General features: G+C 67.9%; 29 protein-coding genes. All 29 read right to left on the minus strand.

Features of this window, described 5'->3' with window-relative positions; translation table 11 throughout:
* Nucleotides 1-10: 10 nt before the first annotated feature.
* Nucleotides 11-637, minus strand: coding sequence for a 30S ribosomal protein S4 (gene rpsD, locus ABZS42_RS22910; RefSeq protein ID WP_076466648.1), 627 nt, complete (start codon nucleotides 635-637; stop codon nucleotides 11-13).
* 13 nt (nucleotides 638-650) lie between these two features.
* Nucleotides 651-1,058, minus strand: coding sequence for a 30S ribosomal protein S11 (gene rpsK, locus ABZS42_RS22915; RefSeq protein WP_076466649.1), 408 nt, complete (start codon nucleotides 1,056-1,058; stop codon nucleotides 651-653).
* 117 nt (nucleotides 1,059-1,175) lie between these two features.
* Nucleotides 1,176-1,556, minus strand: coding sequence for a 30S ribosomal protein S13 (rpsM, locus tag ABZS42_RS22920; RefSeq protein WP_355148400.1), 381 nt, complete (start codon nucleotides 1,554-1,556; stop codon nucleotides 1,176-1,178).
* A 261-nt stretch (nucleotides 1,557-1,817) separates the two neighbouring features.
* Nucleotides 1,818-1,931: a 50S ribosomal protein L36 gene (gene rpmJ, locus ABZS42_RS22925; protein WP_088982067.1), complete on the minus strand. Its 114-nt coding sequence runs from the start codon at nucleotides 1,929-1,931 to the stop codon at nucleotides 1,818-1,820.
* Between the two features lie 91 nt (nucleotides 1,932-2,022).
* Entirely contained in the window at nucleotides 2,023-2,244 is a 222-nt protein-coding gene (gene infA, locus ABZS42_RS22930) for a translation initiation factor IF-1 (RefSeq protein ID WP_007073013.1), read from the minus strand.
* A gap of 252 nt (nucleotides 2,245-2,496) precedes the next feature.
* The gene (locus ABZS42_RS22935) at nucleotides 2,497-2,997 is read right to left on the minus strand and encodes a DUF1707 domain-containing protein (protein WP_355148491.1); all 501 of its coding nucleotides are present in this window, start codon (nucleotides 2,995-2,997) and stop codon (nucleotides 2,497-2,499) included.
* A gap of 196 nt (nucleotides 2,998-3,193) precedes the next feature.
* Complete coding sequence (gene map, locus ABZS42_RS22940) at nucleotides 3,194-4,039, minus strand: type I methionyl aminopeptidase (RefSeq protein WP_355148402.1); 846 nt, start codon at nucleotides 4,037-4,039, stop codon at nucleotides 3,194-3,196.
* 89 nt (nucleotides 4,040-4,128) lie between these two features.
* On the minus strand, nucleotides 4,129-4,782 hold the full coding sequence (locus ABZS42_RS22945; RefSeq protein WP_355148404.1) for an adenylate kinase: 654 nt from the start codon (nucleotides 4,780-4,782) through the stop codon (nucleotides 4,129-4,131).
* Entirely contained in the window at nucleotides 4,783-6,111 is a 1,329-nt protein-coding gene (gene secY, locus ABZS42_RS22950) for a preprotein translocase subunit SecY (protein WP_355148406.1), read from the minus strand.
* 233 nt (nucleotides 6,112-6,344) lie between these two features.
* Entirely contained in the window at nucleotides 6,345-6,788 is a 444-nt protein-coding gene (gene rplO, locus ABZS42_RS22955; protein WP_355148408.1) for a 50S ribosomal protein L15, read from the minus strand.
* Nucleotides 6,788-6,970, minus strand: coding sequence for a 50S ribosomal protein L30 (gene rpmD / locus ABZS42_RS22960; protein WP_091335633.1), 183 nt, complete (start codon nucleotides 6,968-6,970; stop codon nucleotides 6,788-6,790). The genes rplO and rpmD overlap by 1 nt, the downstream gene beginning before the upstream one ends.
* On the minus strand, nucleotides 6,970-7,584 hold the full coding sequence (gene rpsE / locus ABZS42_RS22965) for a 30S ribosomal protein S5 (protein WP_355148410.1): 615 nt from the start codon (nucleotides 7,582-7,584) through the stop codon (nucleotides 6,970-6,972). Before rpsE ends, rpmD begins: the two co-directional genes overlap by 1 nt.
* 33 nt (nucleotides 7,585-7,617) lie before the next feature.
* Nucleotides 7,618-8,007, minus strand: a complete 390-nt coding sequence (gene rplR / locus ABZS42_RS22970; protein ID WP_355148412.1) for a 50S ribosomal protein L18 — start codon at nucleotides 8,005-8,007, stop codon at nucleotides 7,618-7,620.
* Nucleotides 8,004-8,546: a 50S ribosomal protein L6 gene (gene rplF, locus ABZS42_RS22975; protein ID WP_355148414.1), complete on the minus strand. Its 543-nt coding sequence runs from the start codon at nucleotides 8,544-8,546 to the stop codon at nucleotides 8,004-8,006. Before rplF ends, rplR begins: the two co-directional genes overlap by 4 nt.
* Before the next feature lie 16 nt (nucleotides 8,547-8,562).
* A complete protein-coding gene (rpsH, locus tag ABZS42_RS22980; RefSeq protein ID WP_355148416.1) occupies nucleotides 8,563-8,970 on the minus strand; it encodes a 30S ribosomal protein S8 in 408 nt (135 codons plus the stop codon).
* A 95-nt stretch (nucleotides 8,971-9,065) separates the two neighbouring features.
* A complete protein-coding gene (locus tag ABZS42_RS22985; RefSeq protein WP_007073023.1) occupies nucleotides 9,066-9,251 on the minus strand; it encodes a type Z 30S ribosomal protein S14 in 186 nt (61 codons plus the stop codon).
* Between the two features lies 1 nt (nucleotide 9,252).
* On the minus strand, nucleotides 9,253-9,822 hold the full coding sequence (gene rplE, locus ABZS42_RS22990; RefSeq protein WP_355148418.1) for a 50S ribosomal protein L5: 570 nt from the start codon (nucleotides 9,820-9,822) through the stop codon (nucleotides 9,253-9,255).
* The gene (gene rplX / locus ABZS42_RS22995; protein WP_355148420.1) at nucleotides 9,822-10,142 is read right to left on the minus strand and encodes a 50S ribosomal protein L24; all 321 of its coding nucleotides are present in this window, start codon (nucleotides 10,140-10,142) and stop codon (nucleotides 9,822-9,824) included. The genes rplE and rplX overlap by 1 nt, the downstream gene beginning before the upstream one ends.
* Nucleotides 10,139-10,507 (minus strand): 50S ribosomal protein L14, encoded by a 369-nt coding sequence (rplN, locus tag ABZS42_RS23000; RefSeq protein ID WP_007073026.1) that lies wholly within the window; start codon nucleotides 10,505-10,507, stop codon nucleotides 10,139-10,141. The genes rplX and rplN overlap by 4 nt, the downstream gene beginning before the upstream one ends.
* Before the next feature lie 98 nt (nucleotides 10,508-10,605).
* Nucleotides 10,606-10,887 carry a 30S ribosomal protein S17 gene (gene rpsQ, locus ABZS42_RS23005; RefSeq protein WP_355148422.1) on the minus strand — a complete coding sequence of 94 codons (282 nt, stop codon included), beginning with the start codon at nucleotides 10,885-10,887 and terminating at the stop codon, nucleotides 10,606-10,608.
* Complete coding sequence (gene rpmC / locus ABZS42_RS23010) at nucleotides 10,884-11,120, minus strand: 50S ribosomal protein L29 (RefSeq protein ID WP_076466662.1); 237 nt, start codon at nucleotides 11,118-11,120, stop codon at nucleotides 10,884-10,886. The genes rpsQ and rpmC overlap by 4 nt, the downstream gene beginning before the upstream one ends.
* Entirely contained in the window at nucleotides 11,120-11,545 is a 426-nt protein-coding gene (gene rplP, locus ABZS42_RS23015; protein WP_355148424.1) for a 50S ribosomal protein L16, read from the minus strand. The genes rpmC and rplP overlap by 1 nt, the downstream gene beginning before the upstream one ends.
* 3 nt (nucleotides 11,546-11,548) lie before the next feature.
* The gene (rpsC, locus tag ABZS42_RS23020; protein WP_355148426.1) at nucleotides 11,549-12,406 is read right to left on the minus strand and encodes a 30S ribosomal protein S3; all 858 of its coding nucleotides are present in this window, start codon (nucleotides 12,404-12,406) and stop codon (nucleotides 11,549-11,551) included.
* On the minus strand, nucleotides 12,406-12,861 hold the full coding sequence (rplV, locus tag ABZS42_RS23025) for a 50S ribosomal protein L22 (protein ID WP_076466665.1): 456 nt from the start codon (nucleotides 12,859-12,861) through the stop codon (nucleotides 12,406-12,408). The genes rpsC and rplV overlap by 1 nt, the downstream gene beginning before the upstream one ends.
* Before the next feature lie 40 nt (nucleotides 12,862-12,901).
* Nucleotides 12,902-13,183 carry a 30S ribosomal protein S19 gene (rpsS, locus tag ABZS42_RS23030; RefSeq protein ID WP_076466666.1) on the minus strand — a complete coding sequence of 94 codons (282 nt, stop codon included), beginning with the start codon at nucleotides 13,181-13,183 and terminating at the stop codon, nucleotides 12,902-12,904.
* 15 nt (nucleotides 13,184-13,198) lie between these two features.
* Nucleotides 13,199-14,038 carry a 50S ribosomal protein L2 gene (gene rplB, locus ABZS42_RS23035; protein WP_076466667.1) on the minus strand — a complete coding sequence of 280 codons (840 nt, stop codon included), beginning with the start codon at nucleotides 14,036-14,038 and terminating at the stop codon, nucleotides 13,199-13,201.
* Between the two features lie 12 nt (nucleotides 14,039-14,050).
* Complete coding sequence (gene rplW / locus ABZS42_RS23040; RefSeq protein WP_355148429.1) at nucleotides 14,051-14,353, minus strand: 50S ribosomal protein L23; 303 nt, start codon at nucleotides 14,351-14,353, stop codon at nucleotides 14,051-14,053.
* Complete coding sequence (gene rplD / locus ABZS42_RS23045; protein WP_355148431.1) at nucleotides 14,350-15,000, minus strand: 50S ribosomal protein L4; 651 nt, start codon at nucleotides 14,998-15,000, stop codon at nucleotides 14,350-14,352. Before rplD ends, rplW begins: the two co-directional genes overlap by 4 nt.
* Nucleotides 14,997-15,662: a 50S ribosomal protein L3 gene (gene rplC / locus ABZS42_RS23050; RefSeq protein ID WP_355148433.1), complete on the minus strand. Its 666-nt coding sequence runs from the start codon at nucleotides 15,660-15,662 to the stop codon at nucleotides 14,997-14,999. The genes rplD and rplC overlap by 4 nt, the downstream gene beginning before the upstream one ends.

Here is a 15,662-nt window from a genome sequence, read left to right on the forward strand (position 1 = left end):
CAACGAGCCCTTACTTGGAGTAGAGCTCGACGATCAGCTGCTCCTGCACCTGGGTGTCGATCACCTGGCGGCTCGGGAGCGAGTGCACGAGGATCTTCATCTGGCTGGGGATCGCCTCCAGCCACGCCGGCACCGACTTCGAGCCGGCCTCGGCCTGCGCCACGATGAACGGGGTGAGCTCCTTGCTCTTGCCCCGAACCTCGATGATGTCGTGCTCCTTGACGCGGGCCGACGGGATGTCGACCTTCTTGCCGTTCACCGTGAAGTGGCCGTGCTTGACCAGCTGGCGGGCCATGTCACGAGACTTGGCGTAGCCGGCCCGGTAGACCACGTTGTCCAGCCGCGACTCGAGGATCTGCAGGAGGACCTCACCGGTCTTGGCCTGCTTGCCGACGGCTTCCTCGTAGTAACCGCGGAACTGCTTCTCCAGCACGCCGTAGACGCGGCGGGCCTTCTGCTTCTCGCGGAGCTGGAGCAGGTACTCCGTCTCCTTGGTGCGGCCGCGGCCGTGCTGCCCGGGCGGGAACGGCCGGGACTCGAACGGGCACTTCGGACCATCGCACTTGCTGCCCTTGAGGAACAGCTTCATCTTCTCCCGCCGGCAACGGCGGCAGTCAGCACCGGTGTAACGAGCCATCTCTCTCTACCTCTCAGACCCGACGACGCTTCGGCGGACGGCATCCGTTGTGCGGCTGCGGGGTGACGTCGGAGATCTGCCCGACCTCCAGCCCGACGGCCTGCAGCGAACGGATAGCGGTCTCCCGGCCGGAGCCGGGGCCCTTGACGAACACGTCGACCTTGCGCATGCCGTGGTCCATCGCACGACGCGCGGCGGCCTCGGCGGCCAGCTGCGCGGCGAACGGGGTCGACTTGCGGGAGCCCTTGAAGCCAACCTGGCCGGCGGAGGCCCAGGAGATGACCGCACCAGTCGGGTCCGTGATGGAGACGATGGTGTTGTTGAAGGTGCTCTTGATGTGCGCCTGCCCGTGGGCGACGTTCTTGCGTTCCTTGCGCCGGACCTTCTTGACGGCGGCTCCGGCACGAGCCTTCGGTGGCATAAGTCTGTGCGCTCCTGAATGGGTTCTGGCTTGTCGCCCCGTTGATTACGTAGACACCGGTTCCGGTTGGAGCCCGGCCTACCTCGGCGGAGAACGACCAGAATTCCGGTTAAAGAATTACTTCTTGCCGGGCTTCTTCTTGCCGGCGACAGTCCGCTTCGGGCCCTTCCGGGTCCGCGCGTTGGTCTTGGTCCGCTGGCCGCGCACGGGCAGGCCCCGGCGATGCCGGATACCCGCGTACGAGCCGATCTCGACCTTGCGGCGGATGTCAGCGGCGACCTCGCGGCGCAGGTCGCCTTCAACCTTGTAGTTGCCCTCGATGTGGTTGCGGAGCTCGACCAGCTCCTCATCCGTGAGGTCCCGGGCGCGCTTGTCCGGCGAGATGCCGGTGGCGGCGAGCGTCTCCAGAGCGCGGGTACGGCCCACGCCGAAGATGTAGGTGAGCGCGATCTCCATCCGCTTCTCGCGGGGGAGGTCGACGCCGACTAGACGTGCCATGTGCGGGCGTGCTCCTCGTGATGTGTGACGGAGGTCTGCACCCGTCCCGTCCCGCTCACGACTGGCTCCTGCCTCCGACGCTGTGTGCGCCGGCGACCGGGAGTCGGTCGCTGCCCGAGCGGGCCCCGGCCTCCGACCGGGGGTCGGCCACGAGGGAGTACGCCTGACGCGTACCGCTCGCGGCTGGAACGAGCATTTGCTGTGTGTTCGGGACCTGCCGCCCGGGCCGTCCTCACCGGTCGACGTGACCGGCGGAGGGGCTCAGCCCTGGCGCTGCTTGTGGCGCGGGTCGCTGCAGATGATCATGACCCGGCCGTGCCGGCGGATCACCCGGCACTTGTTGCAGATCCGCTTGACGCTCGGCTTGACCTTCACGGTTGCCTTACTTCCCATCAGGCCCGGTGACGCGCCACGCGCGACCACGGACATCGAAGACGGACAGGGAACGACCCGGCCGTCGTCAGGACTACTTGTAGCGGTAGACGATGCGCCCGCGGGTCAGGTCGTACGGCGAGAGTTCGACCACGACCCGATCCTCCGGCAGGATGCGGATGTAGTGCTGCCGCATCTTGCCACTGATGTGAGCCAGCACCTTGTGGCCGTTCGCGAGCTCTACGCGGAACATGGCGTTCGGCAGGGGCTCGATGACCCGACCTTCGATCTCGATGGCTCCGTCTTTTTTCGGCATGTCCTCCGCTGTCCTGACGTCGGTTGCTCCGGACGGCTCACAACGTCTTACACGGGTGACTGATCAAGATCAGGCAGCCCGCGCCAGCCGCGGCTCCAGCACCCATCGAAGCGCTGATGGGCATGCCGGAGTGGACGCTGTGCGCCGATCCAACAGTGTACGCCCGTCTACGTCCGGCCGCCAAACCGACCACCAGCGGATTCCGCGTACGGATGAGAACCGGTGCCCGGCCGCCCGGCCGGGACCGCCCGGCTACCGTCTCCGGTCCCGCTTCGCCCGCTTGCGCTGACGCCGGCGCTCCCGCTTCTCGGTCCACCGCTGCGGCTCCCCGCCGGCCAGACCACCCACCGTGCGGATCAGCAGGAGCGCGCCCCACGGACCGGCCACCCAGCCGGGCCAGAAGTAGAGCAGGTCGCCGGCGACCGCCGACGCGATCGCCCAGACCGCCAGCACGATCGGCACCACCTGGAGGTACGGCAGCCAGACCTGAAGCAGCCAGCGAGAGGTCGCCGGGCGGCCGGCCGGCAGCGTCCCCGGCACCACCGGCTGCCCCTCGGGCACCGCCAGTCGGGCGGCCGCCGGGGGCGTGACACCGGGAAGGTCGGTCAGCAGCGCGTCCAGCTCCCCGTACGTCCGGGCGCCGTAGGCCCGCCGCAGGCGCTCGTCGTACTCGTGCAGGTCCAGCCGGCCCTCGTCCAACGCCACTCGCAGCTGCTCGGCCACCACCTGACGGTCGGCGTCCGCGGCCCGCATCTCGTTCCGCCGCTCCACGTCCGAGAGCATGCCACCTCCACGCCAGCCGCACGAGGCCGGAAAAGCCCCGCGGCGGCCGAACACCGGCTCGGGCAGCAGGATGCATCCGGACCGGCGGAACCGCCACATACCACCGTCGGGTACGCAACCCGGCAGCCGACCGGTGCGGGTGGCCCGCAGCCGGCGTCGGCTCGGTTCAGGCGGCAGGGGCAGGCTGCCGGGCCGTGACGAGGTCTCCCAGGCGGGCACGGCCGCCGTCCTCAGCGGTCAGCACCCACACCCCGTCGGGCAGCAGCGCCATCGTGTGCTCGACGTGCGCCGCCATCGACCCGTCCCGGGTCACGACAGTCCAGCCGTCCGACAATTCGGCGGTACGGGGCGAGCCAATGGTGATCATCGGTTCGATCGCCAGTGCCATCCCGGTCACCAGGCGCGGGCCCTTGCCCGGTCGCCCGTGGTTGAGCACGTGCGGGTCCTGGTGCATCTCGGTGCCAATGCCGTGGCCGCCGTACCCGTCGACGATGCCGTACCGGCCGCCCCGGCGGATCGCGTCCTCCACGGCGTGCGAGATGTCGGTGAGCCGCCCACGGCCACTGGCCGCGCCGCGGGCGGCGGCGGCGATCCCGGCCCACATCGCGTCCTCGGCCACCGCGGCCATCTTGAGCAGCGCCGGGTCGACGTCCCCGACCCCGACGGTGATCGCAGAGTCGCCGTGCCAGCCGTCGAGCACGGCACCGCAGTCGATGGAGATGAGATCGCCCTCGCGGAGCACCTGAGCGGGCGCCGGGATGGCGTGCACCACCTGTTCGTTGACGGAGGAGCAGATCGAGGCCGGGAAACCGTGGTAGCCCTTGAACGACGGGACGGCACCCGCCCCGCGGATCGTTGACTCGGCGATGGCATCCAGGTCGGCCGTACTGACCCCGGGAGCCACCGCCTCCCGCACCCGACGCAGCGCTTCGGCGACCACCAGACCGGCGGCCCGCATCTTCTCGATCTGCTCGGTGGTCTTCAGCTGGATGTCCAGCTGGGGACGGCGCATGGAGCAATTACCTTTCGTTGCCGAAACAGCGGGGCACGCCGGACGTACCCCGCTGTTCGCACTCTATCCACCGGCGATCCGGCGGAACCTCAGCCGCCGTACGACCGCAACGCGTCGATGGCGCGGACGGTGACGTCTTCCACCGGTCCAGTGGCGTCGATTCCGACCAGCTTGCCCTGGGCGCCGTAGTAGTCGACCAACGGCGCGGTCTTCTCGGCGTACTCCCGGAGCCGGGTGGCTATGGTCTCCGGCTTGTCGTCGTCACGCTGGAAGAGCTCGCCACCACACCGGTCGCAGATGCCCTCGCGGCTGGTGGCGTCGAACTCGACGTGCCAGATCTTGCCGCAGCCCCGGCAGGTCCGGCGGCCGGAGAGCCGCCGGATCACCTCGTCGTCGTCGACGACCAGTTCGAGCACCACGTCCAGGGCGGTACCCAGGTCCGCGAGAAGCTTGTCCAGCGCGGCGGCCTGCGGGGTCGTACGGGGAAAGCCGTCGAGCAGGAAGCCCTCGCTCGCGTCCGGTTCAGCCAGCCGGTCCCGGACCATGTTGATGGTCACTTCGTCCGGAACCAGCTCACCGGCGTCCATGTACCGCTTCGCCTCGATGCCCAACGGGGTGCCCTGGGACACATTCGACCGGAAGATGTCGCCGGTCGAGATCTTCGGCACCGCGAGATGGGCGGCGATGAACTCGGCCTGCGTGCCCTTACCCGCTCCCGGCGGGCCAACCAAGACGAGTCTCATCTACCGCAGGAACCCTTCGTAGTTCCGCTGCATCAGTTGGCTCTCGATCTGCTTCACGGTCTCCAGGCCGACGCCGACCATGATCAGCACAGCCGTACCACCGAACGGGAAGTTCTGGTACTGCTGGTTGTCGAGCCAGATGAAGAAGAAGTTCGGCAGGATCGAGACGATGCCCAGGTACAGCGCGCCCGGAAGGGTGATCCGGCTCAGGATGAAGTCCAGGTAGTCGGCCGTCGGCTTACCGGGGCGGATGCCCGGCACGAACCCGCCGTACTTCTTCATGTTGTCCGCGACCTCGGTCGGGTTGAACGTGATCGAGACGTAGAAGTACGTGAAGAAGATGATCAGCAGGAAGTACACCGAGATGTAGATCGGGCTGTCCGGCGCCACCAGGTTGTTCTGGATCCAGGCCTGGGTCTTGCCTGGGTTCGTCTGGTCGAAGAACTGCAGCGCCAGCTGCGGGAGGTAGAGCAGCGACGAACCGAAGATGACGGGGATGACACCCGCCTGGTTGACCTTCAGCGGGATGTAGGTCGAGGTTCCGCCGTACATCCGCCGGCCGATCATCCGCTTGGCGTACTGCACCGGGATCCGGCGCTGCGCCTGCTCGATGAAGGTGACCGCGGTGATGACGACCAGGACCAGAGCGATGACGAGGAAGAACTTCCACCAGCCCTGGGAGGTCTTGATCTGCCAACCCTCGCTGGGGAGGCGGGCCGCGATCGAGGTGAAGATCAGGACGGACATGCCGTTGCCGACGCCCCGGTCGGTGATCAGCTCACCGAGCCACATGACCACACCGGTGCCGGCGGTCATCGTCATGACCAGGACGCTCAGCGTCAGCCAGTCCGGGATGCCGACACCGCCGGGGATGATCGGGAACTGGTCGCACTGGTTGTTGAACAGCTGACCGGAGCGGGCCAGCGCCACGAACGCCGAGGCCTGCAGGACGCCGAGGCCGAGGGTCAGGTAGCGGGTGTACTGGGTGATCTTCGCCTGGCCGGCCTGGCCCTCCTTACGGAGCTGCTCCAGCCGCGGGATCACCACGGTCAGCAACTGCAGGATGATGGACGCCGTGATGTAGGGCATGATGCCCAGCGCGAAGACTGACAGCTGCAGCAGCGCCCCGCCCGAGAACAGGTTGAGCAGGTTCAGCACGCCGGTGGTGCCACCCTGGATGGTGTCAAGGCACTTCTGCACGTTGCCGTAAGAAACGCCTGGGCTGGGCAGGGTGGCGCCGAGCCGGTAGATCGCGATGATGCCGACTGTGAACAGCAGCTTCTTGCGCAGGTCAGGCGTTCGGAACGCACTGAGAAAGGCGGACAGCAACTTCTTCCTCCTGCGCGAGGCGGGCCGCCGGTTGTCCCTGGCGGTTCGGGGTGGGTGCCGGGCGAGTGCCCGATATCCATGGCTGGGAAGGGACTCTAACAGCCCGATCCCGGTCCGGGCAGACGTGCCCGGCTACATAAACCGAATCCGATATTACTTGGCGTAAACGTCCCAGGTAGACCATGGCGCCCGCCAGTTGGTCACAACTGGACGGGCGCCATGGGTCATACGCCTTACAGCTCGGTGACCGAGCCACCGGCGGCGGCGATCTTCTCCTTGGCCGACGCGCTGAACGCGTGCGCCGACACCTGGAGGTTCACCCCACCGAGTTCCCCGGTACCGAGGACCTTCACCGGCTGGCCCTTGCGGACCGCACCGGCGTCGACCATCTCCTGCGGGCCGACCTGGCCGCCGTTCGGGAAGAGCTCGGCGAGCCGGTCCAGGTTGACCACCTGGAACGTCACCTTGAACTTGTTCTTGAAGCCCTTCAGCTTCGGCAGGCGCATGTGGATGGGCATCTGCCCACCCTCGAACGCCGCCGAGATGTTCTTCCGGGCCTTGGAACCCTTGGTACCGCGGCCGGCGGTCTTGCCCTTGGAACCCTCACCGCGACCCACGCGGGTCTTCGCGGTCTTGGACCCCGGCGCCGGGCGCAGGTGGTGGACCTTGATCGTCATTACTCGACCTCCTCGACCTTCACGAGGTGGCTCACAGTGAAGATCATGCCGCGGATCTCGGGCCGGTCCTCCTTGACCACCACGTCGTTGATCCGCTTGAGACCGAGCGAACGCAGCGAATCACGCTGGTTCCGCTTGGTCCCGATCTCGGACCGGACCTGGGTGACCTTCAGACGCGCCATCAGGAAGCCACCCCCGCCCGCGACGCCAGCATGGCGGCCGGCGCGACGTCCTCCACCGGCAGACCACGACGGGCGGCCACGGCCTCCGGCGACTCCAGCGACTTCAGAGCCGCCACGGTGGCGTGCACGATGTTGATCGGGTTCGACGAACCGAGGCTCTTGGAGAGCACGTCGTGGATACCCGCGCACTCCAGCACGGCACGCACCGGTCCACCGGCGATGACACCGGTACCGGCCGAGGCCGGCTTGAGCAGCACGACGCCAGCGGCGTCCTCGCCCTGAACCGGGTGCGGGATCGACTGACCGATCCGCGGCACCTTGAAGAAGTGCTTCTTGGCCTCCTCGACGCCCTTGGCGATCGCCGCGGGCACCTCCTTGGCCTTTCCGTAGCCCACGCCGACCGTGCCGTCGCCGTCGCCCACGATCACCAGGGCGGTGAAGCTGAAGCGACGACCACCCTTCACGACCTTGGCGACGCGGTTGATCGCGACGACCCGCTCAAGGTGCGGGGTCTTCTCGACGGGCGCGTTTCCGCGGCCGCCCTCACGGCGGTTGTCGCGGCGACCACCCTCGTTGCCACCGGACCCGCCGCCACGGCGCTGTTGACCTGGCATCAGCAGCCTTCCTTCTCTCTCGTGACGGGGTTACTAGAACTCGAGCCCGGCTTCGCGGGCGGCATCGGCAAGCGCGGCGACCCGCCCCGCGTACCGGTTGCCACCGCGGTCGAAGACGACCTTGGAGACGCCGGCGGCCTTGGCCCGCTCGGCGAGCAGAGCGCCCACCTTGCCGGCGAGGGCGCTCTTGTCGCCCTCGGCACCGCGCAGCGAGGCGTCCATGGTCGACGCCGACGCCACGGTGTGACCCTTGGTGTCGTCGACGACCTGGGCGACGATGTGCCGCAGCGAACGGGTGACGACCAGGCGCGGACGCTCGGTGGTGCCACTGACGTTCTTGCGGACCCGGAAGTGCCGACGCGCACGCCCGACGGCGCGCTTGGCGGCGACGCCGCGGCGGCGCTTGAGCAGCGTGGCGCTCACTTCTTACCTGCCTTTCCGGCCTTGCGGCGGATGACCTCGCCCTGGTACTTGATGCCCTTGCCCTTGTAGGGCTCCGGCGGGCGGATCTTCCGGATGTTGGCGGCGATCTCGCCGACCTGCTGCTTGTCGATGCCGGCGATGTGGAACAGCGTCGGACGCTCCACCGTGAAGGTGATGCCATCCGGCGCGGCCACGGTGACCGGGTGCGAGAAGCCGAGCGCGAACTCCAGGTCCTTGCCCTTGGCGGTGACCCGGTAACCGGTGCCCGCGATCTCCAGGCTCTTCCGGTAGCCCTCGGTGACGCCGACGATCATGTTGGCGACCAGGGTCCGGCTGAGGCCGTGCAGTTCCTTCGACTTGCGCTCGTCGTCCGGGCGGTTGACGGACAGCTGGCCGTCCTCGCTCCGCTCGATGCTGATCGGCTCGACAAGGGTGTGCGACAGCTCGCCCTTGGGGCCCTTGACCTTGACGGTCCGGCCGTCGATCGTGATGTCGACGCCGGATGGCACCGGGATCGACTTACGTCCAATACGCGACATTTCTACCTGTCTCCCGTTACCAGACGAAGGCGAGGACTTCCCCGCCAACGCTCCGCTTGCGGGCCTGCCGGTCGGTGAGCAGCCCCTGGGACGTCGAAATGATCGCCACGCCCAGCCCACCGAGCACCCGGGGGAGCCCGTCCGACTTGGCGTACACCCGGAGACCGGGCTTGGACACGCGCTTGACGCCGGCCAGGCTCCGCTCCCGGTTCTGGCCGTACTTCAGCTCGACGACCAGTCGCTTGCCGACGGTGCCCTCCTCGGGCTCCTCGACCGACCAGGTGGCGATGTAACCCTCGGCCTTCAAGACCTCGGCGATGTTCGCCTTGATCTTGGAGTAGGGCATCGTCACCCGGTCGTGGTACGCCTGGTTGGCGTTACGCAGACGCGTGAGCATGTCTGCGATCGGGTCGGTCATCGTCATGGATTTCGTCAACCTTTCTCGCCGGGGTTCCCGCGTTCGCCCGCAGGCCTACGGCGAAGAGACAGTGCAGCTGACGCGCGGAGCGCGCCGGGCTATTACCAGGAAGCCTTGGACACGCCGGGCAGCTCACCGCGATGGGCCATCTCCCGGATGCACACCCGGCAGAGACCGAACTTGCGGTAGACCGCCTTCGGACGCCCGCACCGCTGGCAGCGCGTGTACGCGCGAACCGAGAACTTCGGCTTCGCGGCCGCCTTCAGAATCAGCGCCTTCTTGGCCATCTCAGTTCTCCTTGAACGGGAAGCCCAGGAGCTTGAGCAGCGCCCGGCCCTCGTCGTCGGTCGTGGCGGTGGTAACCACCGTGATGTCCATGCCCCGCTGGCGATCGATCTTGTCCTGGTCGATCTCGTGGAACACCGACTGCTCGGTCAGGCCGAACGTGTAGTTGCCGTGCCCGTCGAGCTTGCGGCCGTCGAGCCCGCGAAAGTCGCGGATACGCGGCAACGCGATGGACAGCAGCCGGTCCAGGAACTCCCACATCCGGTCGCCGCGCAGAGTCACCTTCGCGCCGATCGGCATGCCCTCACGGAGCTTGAACTGGGCGATGGACTTGGTCGCCCGCCGCACCTGCGGCTTCTGGCCGGTGATCGTGGCCAGGTCGCGGACGGCGCCGTCGATCAGCTTGGCGTCACGGGCGGCCTCGCCGACACCCATGTTGACGACGATCTTGACCATCCGCGGCACCTGCATCGGGTTGCCGTAGTCGTACTGCTCGCGCAGCTTGGCCACGATCTCGTTGCGGTACCGCTCCTTGAGGCGCGGCGTGGTCTTGGTTTCGGTAGCCGTGGTCATCACAGGTCCTTACCGGTGCTACGCGCGATGCGGACCTTCTGGCCGTTGTCGTCGATCCGGTAACCGACGCGAGTCGGCTTGCCGTCGGAGTCCAGGACCATCACATTCGAGATGTGGATCGGGGCCTCCTGAGTGACGATGCCACCGGTCTTGGCGCCGCGCTGGGTGGTGCTGATGCGGGTGTGCTTCTTGACCCGGTTCACGCCCTCGACCAGGATCTTGTCCTGCCGCGGGTAGGCCGCGATGACCTTGCCCTTGGCACCCTTGTCCTTGCCGGCGATGACGACGACCGTGTCGCCCTTCTTGACCTTCACGGTCACAACACCTCCGGCGCGAGGGAAATGATCTTCATGAACCGCTTGTCCCGCAGCTCTCGACCGACCGGGCCGAAGATACGGGTACCGCGCGGGTCGCCACCGTCCTTGATGATGACGGCGGCGTTCTCGTCGAAGCGGATGTACGACCCGTCCGGACGCCGCTTCTCCTTGGCGGTGCGAACGACGACGGCCTTGACGACGTCGCCCTTCTTCACACCGGCACCCGGGATCGCGTCCTTGACGGTGGCCACGATGACGTCGCCGATGCTCGCGTAGCGCCGACCGGAGCCACCGAGAACCCGGATGCACAGGATCTCCCGGGCACCCGTGTTGTCGGCGACGCGCAGTCGCGACTCCTGCTGAATCACGTCTATCTCCTATGTCTGCCGGTTCTCCGGCCGCCGTAGCGGCCGGAGCCTGGCGGAACCTGCGCCCGACTCGACGCCGGGCGAGCTCGAAGCCTTCGCTACTTGGCCTTTTCCAGGATCTCCACGATCCGCCAGCGCTTGGTGGCGGAGAGCGGCCGGGTCTCCATGATCAGGACCCGGTCGCCGATGCCGGCGCTGTTCTGCTCGTCGTGCACCTTGAGCTTGCTGGTACGGCGCATGATCTTGCCGTACAGCGCGTGCTTGACCCGGTCCTCGACCTCGACGACGACGGTCTTGTCCATCTTGTCGCTGACCACCAGGCCCTCACGGACCTTGCGGCGGCCACGCGTGGTGGTGGCGGTCGTGGTGTTCTCGCTCATCCTGCAGTCACCTCAGTCGGCGCGGCCGAGAGCCCCAGCTCGCGCTCGCGCATGATCGTGTAGATCCGGGCGATCTCCCGACGGATGACCTGCAGCCGCCGGTTGTTGTCCAGCTGACCGGTTGCGGCCTGCACGCGGAGGTTGAACAGCTCCGCCTTGGCCTCCCGCAGCTTCGTGACCAGCTCCTCCTCGGAGAGCTCACGCAGCTCGGAGGCCTTAACGCCCGCTGCCATCAGGACTCACCCACTTCGCGCGTCACAATGCGGCACTTCATCGGGAGCTTGTGGATCGCGCGACGCATCGCCTCTCGCGCGATCTGCTCGTTCGGGAAGGACATCTCGAAGAGAATCCGTCCCGGCTTGACGTTGGAGACCCACCACTCGGGCGAGCCCTTACCGGAACCCATCCGGGTTTCCGCCGGCTTCTTGGTGAGGGCCTGGTCCGGGAAGATCGTGATCCAGACCTTGCCGCCACGCTTGATGTGACGGGTCATCGCGATACGCGCCGACTCGATCTGCCGGTTGGTCACGTACGCCGACTCGAGAGCCTGGATCCCGAACTCGCCGAACACCACCCGGTTGCCGCCCTTGGACGCGCCGTGACGGTCCGGGTGGTGCGGCTTGCGGAAGCCCTTCGGGGGCTTGCGCGGCATCAGCATCTGTCAGCCCTCCTGCTGCGTTTCTGCCGCGGCGGCGACGGCGGCGGGATCCACCGCGTCACCACTCGGCGTCTCGGCCTGCTGCGCGAGCGTGGTCGCGGCAGCCCGGCCGGCCTCGGTACCGCCGGCGGTCGTGCCGGACGAACCCGACCGACCACGGCGCGGCCGCTCGGGCCGGTCGCCACGGTCACGGCGGGGGCGGGACGGACCGGTCTCGGCCGGAGCCTCCCGGCCCGGGACCGCGTCGCCCTTGTAGATCCAGACCTTCACACCGATCCGGCCGAAGGTGGTACGGGCCTCGAAGAAGCCGTACTCGATGTTGGCCCGCAGCGTGTGCAGCGGAACCCGGCCCTCGCGGTAGAACTCCGTCCGGCTCATCTCGGCGCCGCCGAGGCGACCCGAGACCTGAACCCGGATGCCCTTGGCGACCGGGTTCTTCATGGCCGACTGCATCGCCTTGCGCATCGCCCGGCGGAAGCTGACCCGGCTGGACAGCTGCTCGGCCACGCCCTGCGCGACGAGCTGCGCGTCCGACTCGGGGTTCTTCACCTCGATGATGTTGAGCTGGACCTGCTTGCCGGTCAGCTTCTCGAGCTTGCCGCGGATCTTGTCGGCCTCCGCACCCTTACGGCCGATGACGATGCCCGGCCGGGCGGTGTGGATGTCGACGCGGACCCGGTCGCGGGTGCGCTCGATGTCGACCTTGGAGATCCCGGCGCGCTCGAGGCCCTGGGACATCATCCGGCGGATCTTGACGTCCTCGCCGATGTAGTCCTTGTAGAGCTTGTCCGCGAACCAGCGGGACTTCCAGTCGGTCGAGATACCGAGCCGGAACCCGTGCGGGTGAACCTTCTGACCCATTACTCCGCGCCCTCCGTGTTGCTCTGCGCCTCGGCCGGCGCGGCCTTCTTCGCCGGAGCCGTCTTCTTCGCGGCCTTACGCGGTGCGGCCGGCGCGACGGCCTCGACCGCCACCGTGATGTGGCAGGTGCGCTTGCGGATCCGGTACGCCCGGCCCTGCGCCCGCGGCTGGAACCGCTTCATCGTCGGGCCCTCGTCCACGAACGCCTCGCTGACGAGCAGCGCGTCGGGGTCCAGCCGCTCGTTGTTCTCCGCGTTGGCGATCGCGCTCGCGAGCACCTTGTACACCTGCTCGCTCGCAGCCTGCGGCGCGAACTGCAGCACCGTGAGCGCCTCCTTCGCGGGCAGGCCGCGGACGAGGTTGACCACCCGGCGCGCCTTCATCGGCGAGATGCGCACGTGCCGCGCAACCGCCCGCGCGCCCGGAAGCACCGGAGCGTCGCCCTTTCCTGGCATCGCTGTAACCCCTTGATCCTCTATCCGTATGCCCGCGGCGTCAGCGCCGACGGCTCTTCCGGTCGTCCTTCTCGTGACCCTTGAACGTACGGGTCAAAGCGAACTCGCCGAGCTTGTGCCCGACCATCGCCTCGGTAACGAACACCGGGACGTGCTTGCGCCCGTCGTGCACGGCGATCGTGTGCCCGAGCATCTCCGGGATGATCATCGAGCGCCGCGACCAGGTCTTGATGACGTTCTTGGTGCCCTTGTCGTTCTGCGTCTCCACCTTCTTCATCAGGTGGTCGTCTACGAACGGGCCCTTCTTCAGGCTGCGAGGCATAAGTCAGCTCTCCTGTTAGCCGCGCTTGCGGGTGGCGTAGCGGCGGCGGACGATCAGCCGGTCACTCGGCTGGCCCTTACGACGGGTGCGGCCCTCGGGCTTACCCTGCGGGTTGACCGGGTGGCGACCACCGGAGGTCTTACCCTCACCACCACCATGCGGGTGGTCGACGGGGTTCATGGCGACACCACGGACGGTCGGGCGCTTGCCCTTCCACCGCATACGGCCGGCCTTACCCCAGTTGATGTTCGACTGGTCGGCGTTGCCGATCTCGCCCACGCTCGCGCGGCAGCGCACGTCGACCCGCCGGATCTCACCGGACGGCATGCGCAGGGTCGCGTACGCGCCCTCCCGGCCGAGCAGCTGGATGCCGACGCCGGCCGAGCGGGCCAGCTTGGCGCCGCCACCCGGACGCAGCTCCACGTTGTGCACGGTGGTACCGACCGGGATGTTGCGCAGCGGCAGGTTGTTGCCCGGCTTGATGTCGGCGCTCGGACCCGACTCCACGGTGTCGCCCTGCTTCAGATCCTTCGGCGCGATGATGTAACGCTTCTCGCCGTCGGCGTAGTGCAGCAGCGCGATACGCGCGGTGCGGTTCGGGTCGTACTCGATGTGGGCGACCTTCGCCGGCACGCCGTCCTTGTCGACCCGCTTGAAGTCGATCAGACGGTACTGGCGCTTGTGCCCACCACCGTGGTGACGCGTGGTGATCCGGCCGTGGGCGTTGCGTCCGCCCTTCTTCGGCAGCGGAGCCAGGAGCGACTTCTCGGGCGTCGATCGGGTGATCTCGGCGAAGTCGGCGACGCTGGAGCCGCGCCGGCCCGGCGTCGTCGGCTTGTACTTACGGATAGCCATTGTCTACACCCCTCAGCTGACCGGGCCGCCGAAGGCCTCGATACGGTCACCGTCAGCCAGCTTCACCATCGCCCGCTTGGTGTCCTTGCGCTTACCGAACCCGGTACGGGTGCGCTTGCGCTTGCCCTCGCGGTTGAGCGTGTTGACCGTCAGGACACGGACGTTGAAGATCTGCTGGATAGCGATCTTGATCTCGGTCTTGTTCGCGTCCGGGTGCACCATGAAGGTGTACCAGTTGCGGTTCAGCTCGCTGTAGCTCTTCTCCGAGACGACCGGCGCCACGATGATGTCGCGCGGGTCGGCGATCGTGCTCACTTGCCACCCTCCTCGGTGGTCTCGGCGGGAACGCCCAGGAACTCGTCCAGCGCGTCCTTGGTGAAGACCACGTCGTCGGCCACCAGCACGTCGTACGTGTTCAGCTGGCCGGCCTCGATCAGGTGCACCCGCGGCTCGTTGCGCAGCGACACCCAGTTCAGCTCGTCGATGCTGCTCAGCACGACCAGGACCCGGCGGGCCTCGGTCAGCTTCGCCAGGGTGGCCAGGGCCGCCTTGGTCGACGGCTTCTCGCCCGAGACGAACGCCTCGACGACGTGCACCTGCCCGGCGCGCGCCCGGTCGGAGAGGGCGCCACGCAGCGCGGCGGCCTTCATCTTCTTCGGGGTCCGCTGGCTGTAGTCGCGCGGCACGGGACCGTGCACGACGCCACCGCCGGCGAACTGCGGCGCGCGGATCGAGCCCTGGCGGGCACGACCGGTGCCCTTCTGCTTGTAGGGCTTCTTGCCGCCACCGGCGACCTCGCCGCGGGTCTTGGCCTTGTGCGTGCCCTGCCGGGCCGCCGCCAGCTGCGCCACCACGACCTGGTGCATCAGCGCGACGTTGGCCTGCACGTCGAAGATGTCGGCCGGCAGCTCGACCGAGCCGCTCTTCGCCCCTTCGACGTTGAGAACGTCAACGGTGCTCACTTGGCCACACCGCCCTTCTTCGCCTTGGTCTTGGCCGCCGTGCGGACCAGAACCACCGCGCCCTTGGGACCGGGGATGGCGCCACGGACGAGCAGCAGGTTGTTCTCGGTGTCGACCGCCTGGACGGTCAGGTTCTGGACGGTGTAGCGCACGCCACCCATCCGGCCGGCCATCCGGGTGCCCTTGAAGACACGACCCGGGGTGGCGCAGGCGCCGATCGAGCCGGGCGAGCGGTGCTTGCGCTCGACACCGTGGCTGGCGCGCAGACCGTGGAAGCCGTGCCGCTTCATCGGGCCGGCGTAGCCCTTGCCCTTGGTCCGGCCGGTCACGTCGATCGACATGCCCGCCGGGAACTCCTCGACCGTGACCTCCTGGCCGAGCGAGTAGTCGGCGGCGTCGCCGGTGCGCAGCTCCACGATGTGCCGGCGCGGCGCGATGTCCGCCTTGGCGTAGTGCCCGCTGATCGGCTTCTTCACCTTGCGCGGGTCGATCGTGCCGTACGCCAGCTGGACCGCCGAGTAACCGTCCTTGCCGGCGTCACGAATCTGGCTGATGACGCACGGGCCGGCCTCCACCACGGTCACGGGCACAACACGGTTGTTGTCCCAGACCTGGGTCATGCCGAGCTTTGCGCCCAGGATCCCCTTAACTTGCCTGTCCAT

It is taken from the genome of Micromonospora sp. NPDC005367, assembly GCF_040606825.1.
In the GTDB taxonomy this organism is placed as follows: domain Bacteria; phylum Actinomycetota; class Actinomycetes; order Mycobacteriales; family Micromonosporaceae; genus Micromonospora.

Excerpts from the sequence above, each read along its gene's own strand:
- rpsD (WP_076466648.1), bottom strand. The coding sequence starts at position 637 with ATGGCTCGTTACACCGGTGCTGACTGCCGCCGTTGCCGGCGGGAGAAG.
- rpsK (WP_076466649.1), bottom strand. The coding sequence starts at position 1,058 with ATGCCACCGAAGGCTCGTGCCGGAGCCGCCGTCAAGAAGGTCCGGCGC.
- rpsM (WP_355148400.1), bottom strand. The coding sequence starts at position 1,556 with ATGGCACGTCTAGTCGGCGTCGACCTCCCCCGCGAGAAGCGGATGGAG.
- infA (WP_007073013.1), bottom strand. The coding sequence starts at position 2,244 with ATGCCGAAAAAAGACGGAGCCATCGAGATCGAAGGTCGGGTCATCGAG.
- ABZS42_RS22935 (WP_355148491.1), bottom strand. The coding sequence starts at position 2,997 with ATGCGGGCCGCGGACGCCGACCGTCAGGTGGTGGCCGAGCAGCTGCGA.
- map (WP_355148402.1), bottom strand. The coding sequence starts at position 4,039 with ATGCGCCGTCCCCAGCTGGACATCCAGCTGAAGACCACCGAGCAGATC.
- ABZS42_RS22945 (WP_355148404.1), bottom strand. The coding sequence starts at position 4,782 with ATGAGACTCGTCTTGGTTGGCCCGCCGGGAGCGGGTAAGGGCACGCAG.
- rplO (WP_355148408.1), bottom strand. The coding sequence starts at position 6,788 with ATGACGATCAAGGTCCACCACCTGCGCCCGGCGCCGGGGTCCAAGACC.
- rpmD (WP_091335633.1), bottom strand. The coding sequence starts at position 6,970 with ATGGCGCGTCTGAAGGTCACCCAGGTCCGGTCCGAGATCGGGACCAAG.
- rpsE (WP_355148410.1), bottom strand. The coding sequence starts at position 7,584 with ATGCCAGGTCAACAGCGCCGTGGCGGCGGGTCCGGTGGCAACGAGGGT.
- rplF (WP_355148414.1), bottom strand. The coding sequence starts at position 8,546 with ATGTCGCGTATTGGACGTAAGTCGATCCCGGTGCCATCCGGCGTCGAC.
- rpsH (WP_355148416.1), bottom strand. The coding sequence starts at position 8,970 with ATGACGATGACCGACCCGATCGCAGACATGCTCACGCGTCTGCGTAAC.
- ABZS42_RS22985 (WP_007073023.1), bottom strand. The coding sequence starts at position 9,251 with ATGGCCAAGAAGGCGCTGATTCTGAAGGCGGCCGCGAAGCCGAAGTTC.
- rplE (WP_355148418.1), bottom strand. The coding sequence starts at position 9,822 with ATGACCACGGCTACCGAAACCAAGACCACGCCGCGCCTCAAGGAGCGG.
- rpsQ (WP_355148422.1), bottom strand. The coding sequence starts at position 10,887 with ATGAGCGAGAACACCACGACCGCCACCACCACGCGTGGCCGCCGCAAG.
- rpmC (WP_076466662.1), bottom strand. The coding sequence starts at position 11,120 with ATGGCAGCGGGCGTTAAGGCCTCCGAGCTGCGTGAGCTCTCCGAGGAG.
- rplP (WP_355148424.1), bottom strand. The coding sequence starts at position 11,545 with ATGCTGATGCCGCGCAAGCCCCCGAAGGGCTTCCGCAAGCCGCACCAC.
- rpsC (WP_355148426.1), bottom strand. The coding sequence starts at position 12,406 with ATGGGTCAGAAGGTTCACCCGCACGGGTTCCGGCTCGGTATCTCGACC.
- rplV (WP_076466665.1), bottom strand. The coding sequence starts at position 12,861 with ATGCCAGGAAAGGGCGACGCTCCGGTGCTTCCGGGCGCGCGGGCGGTT.
- rpsS (WP_076466666.1), bottom strand. The coding sequence starts at position 13,183 with ATGCCTCGCAGCCTGAAGAAGGGCCCGTTCGTAGACGACCACCTGATG.
- rplB (WP_076466667.1), bottom strand. The coding sequence starts at position 14,038 with ATGGCTATCCGTAAGTACAAGCCGACGACGCCGGGCCGGCGCGGCTCC.
- rplC (WP_355148433.1), bottom strand. The coding sequence starts at position 15,662 with ATGGACAGGCAAGTTAAGGGGATCCTGGGCGCAAAGCTCGGCATGACC.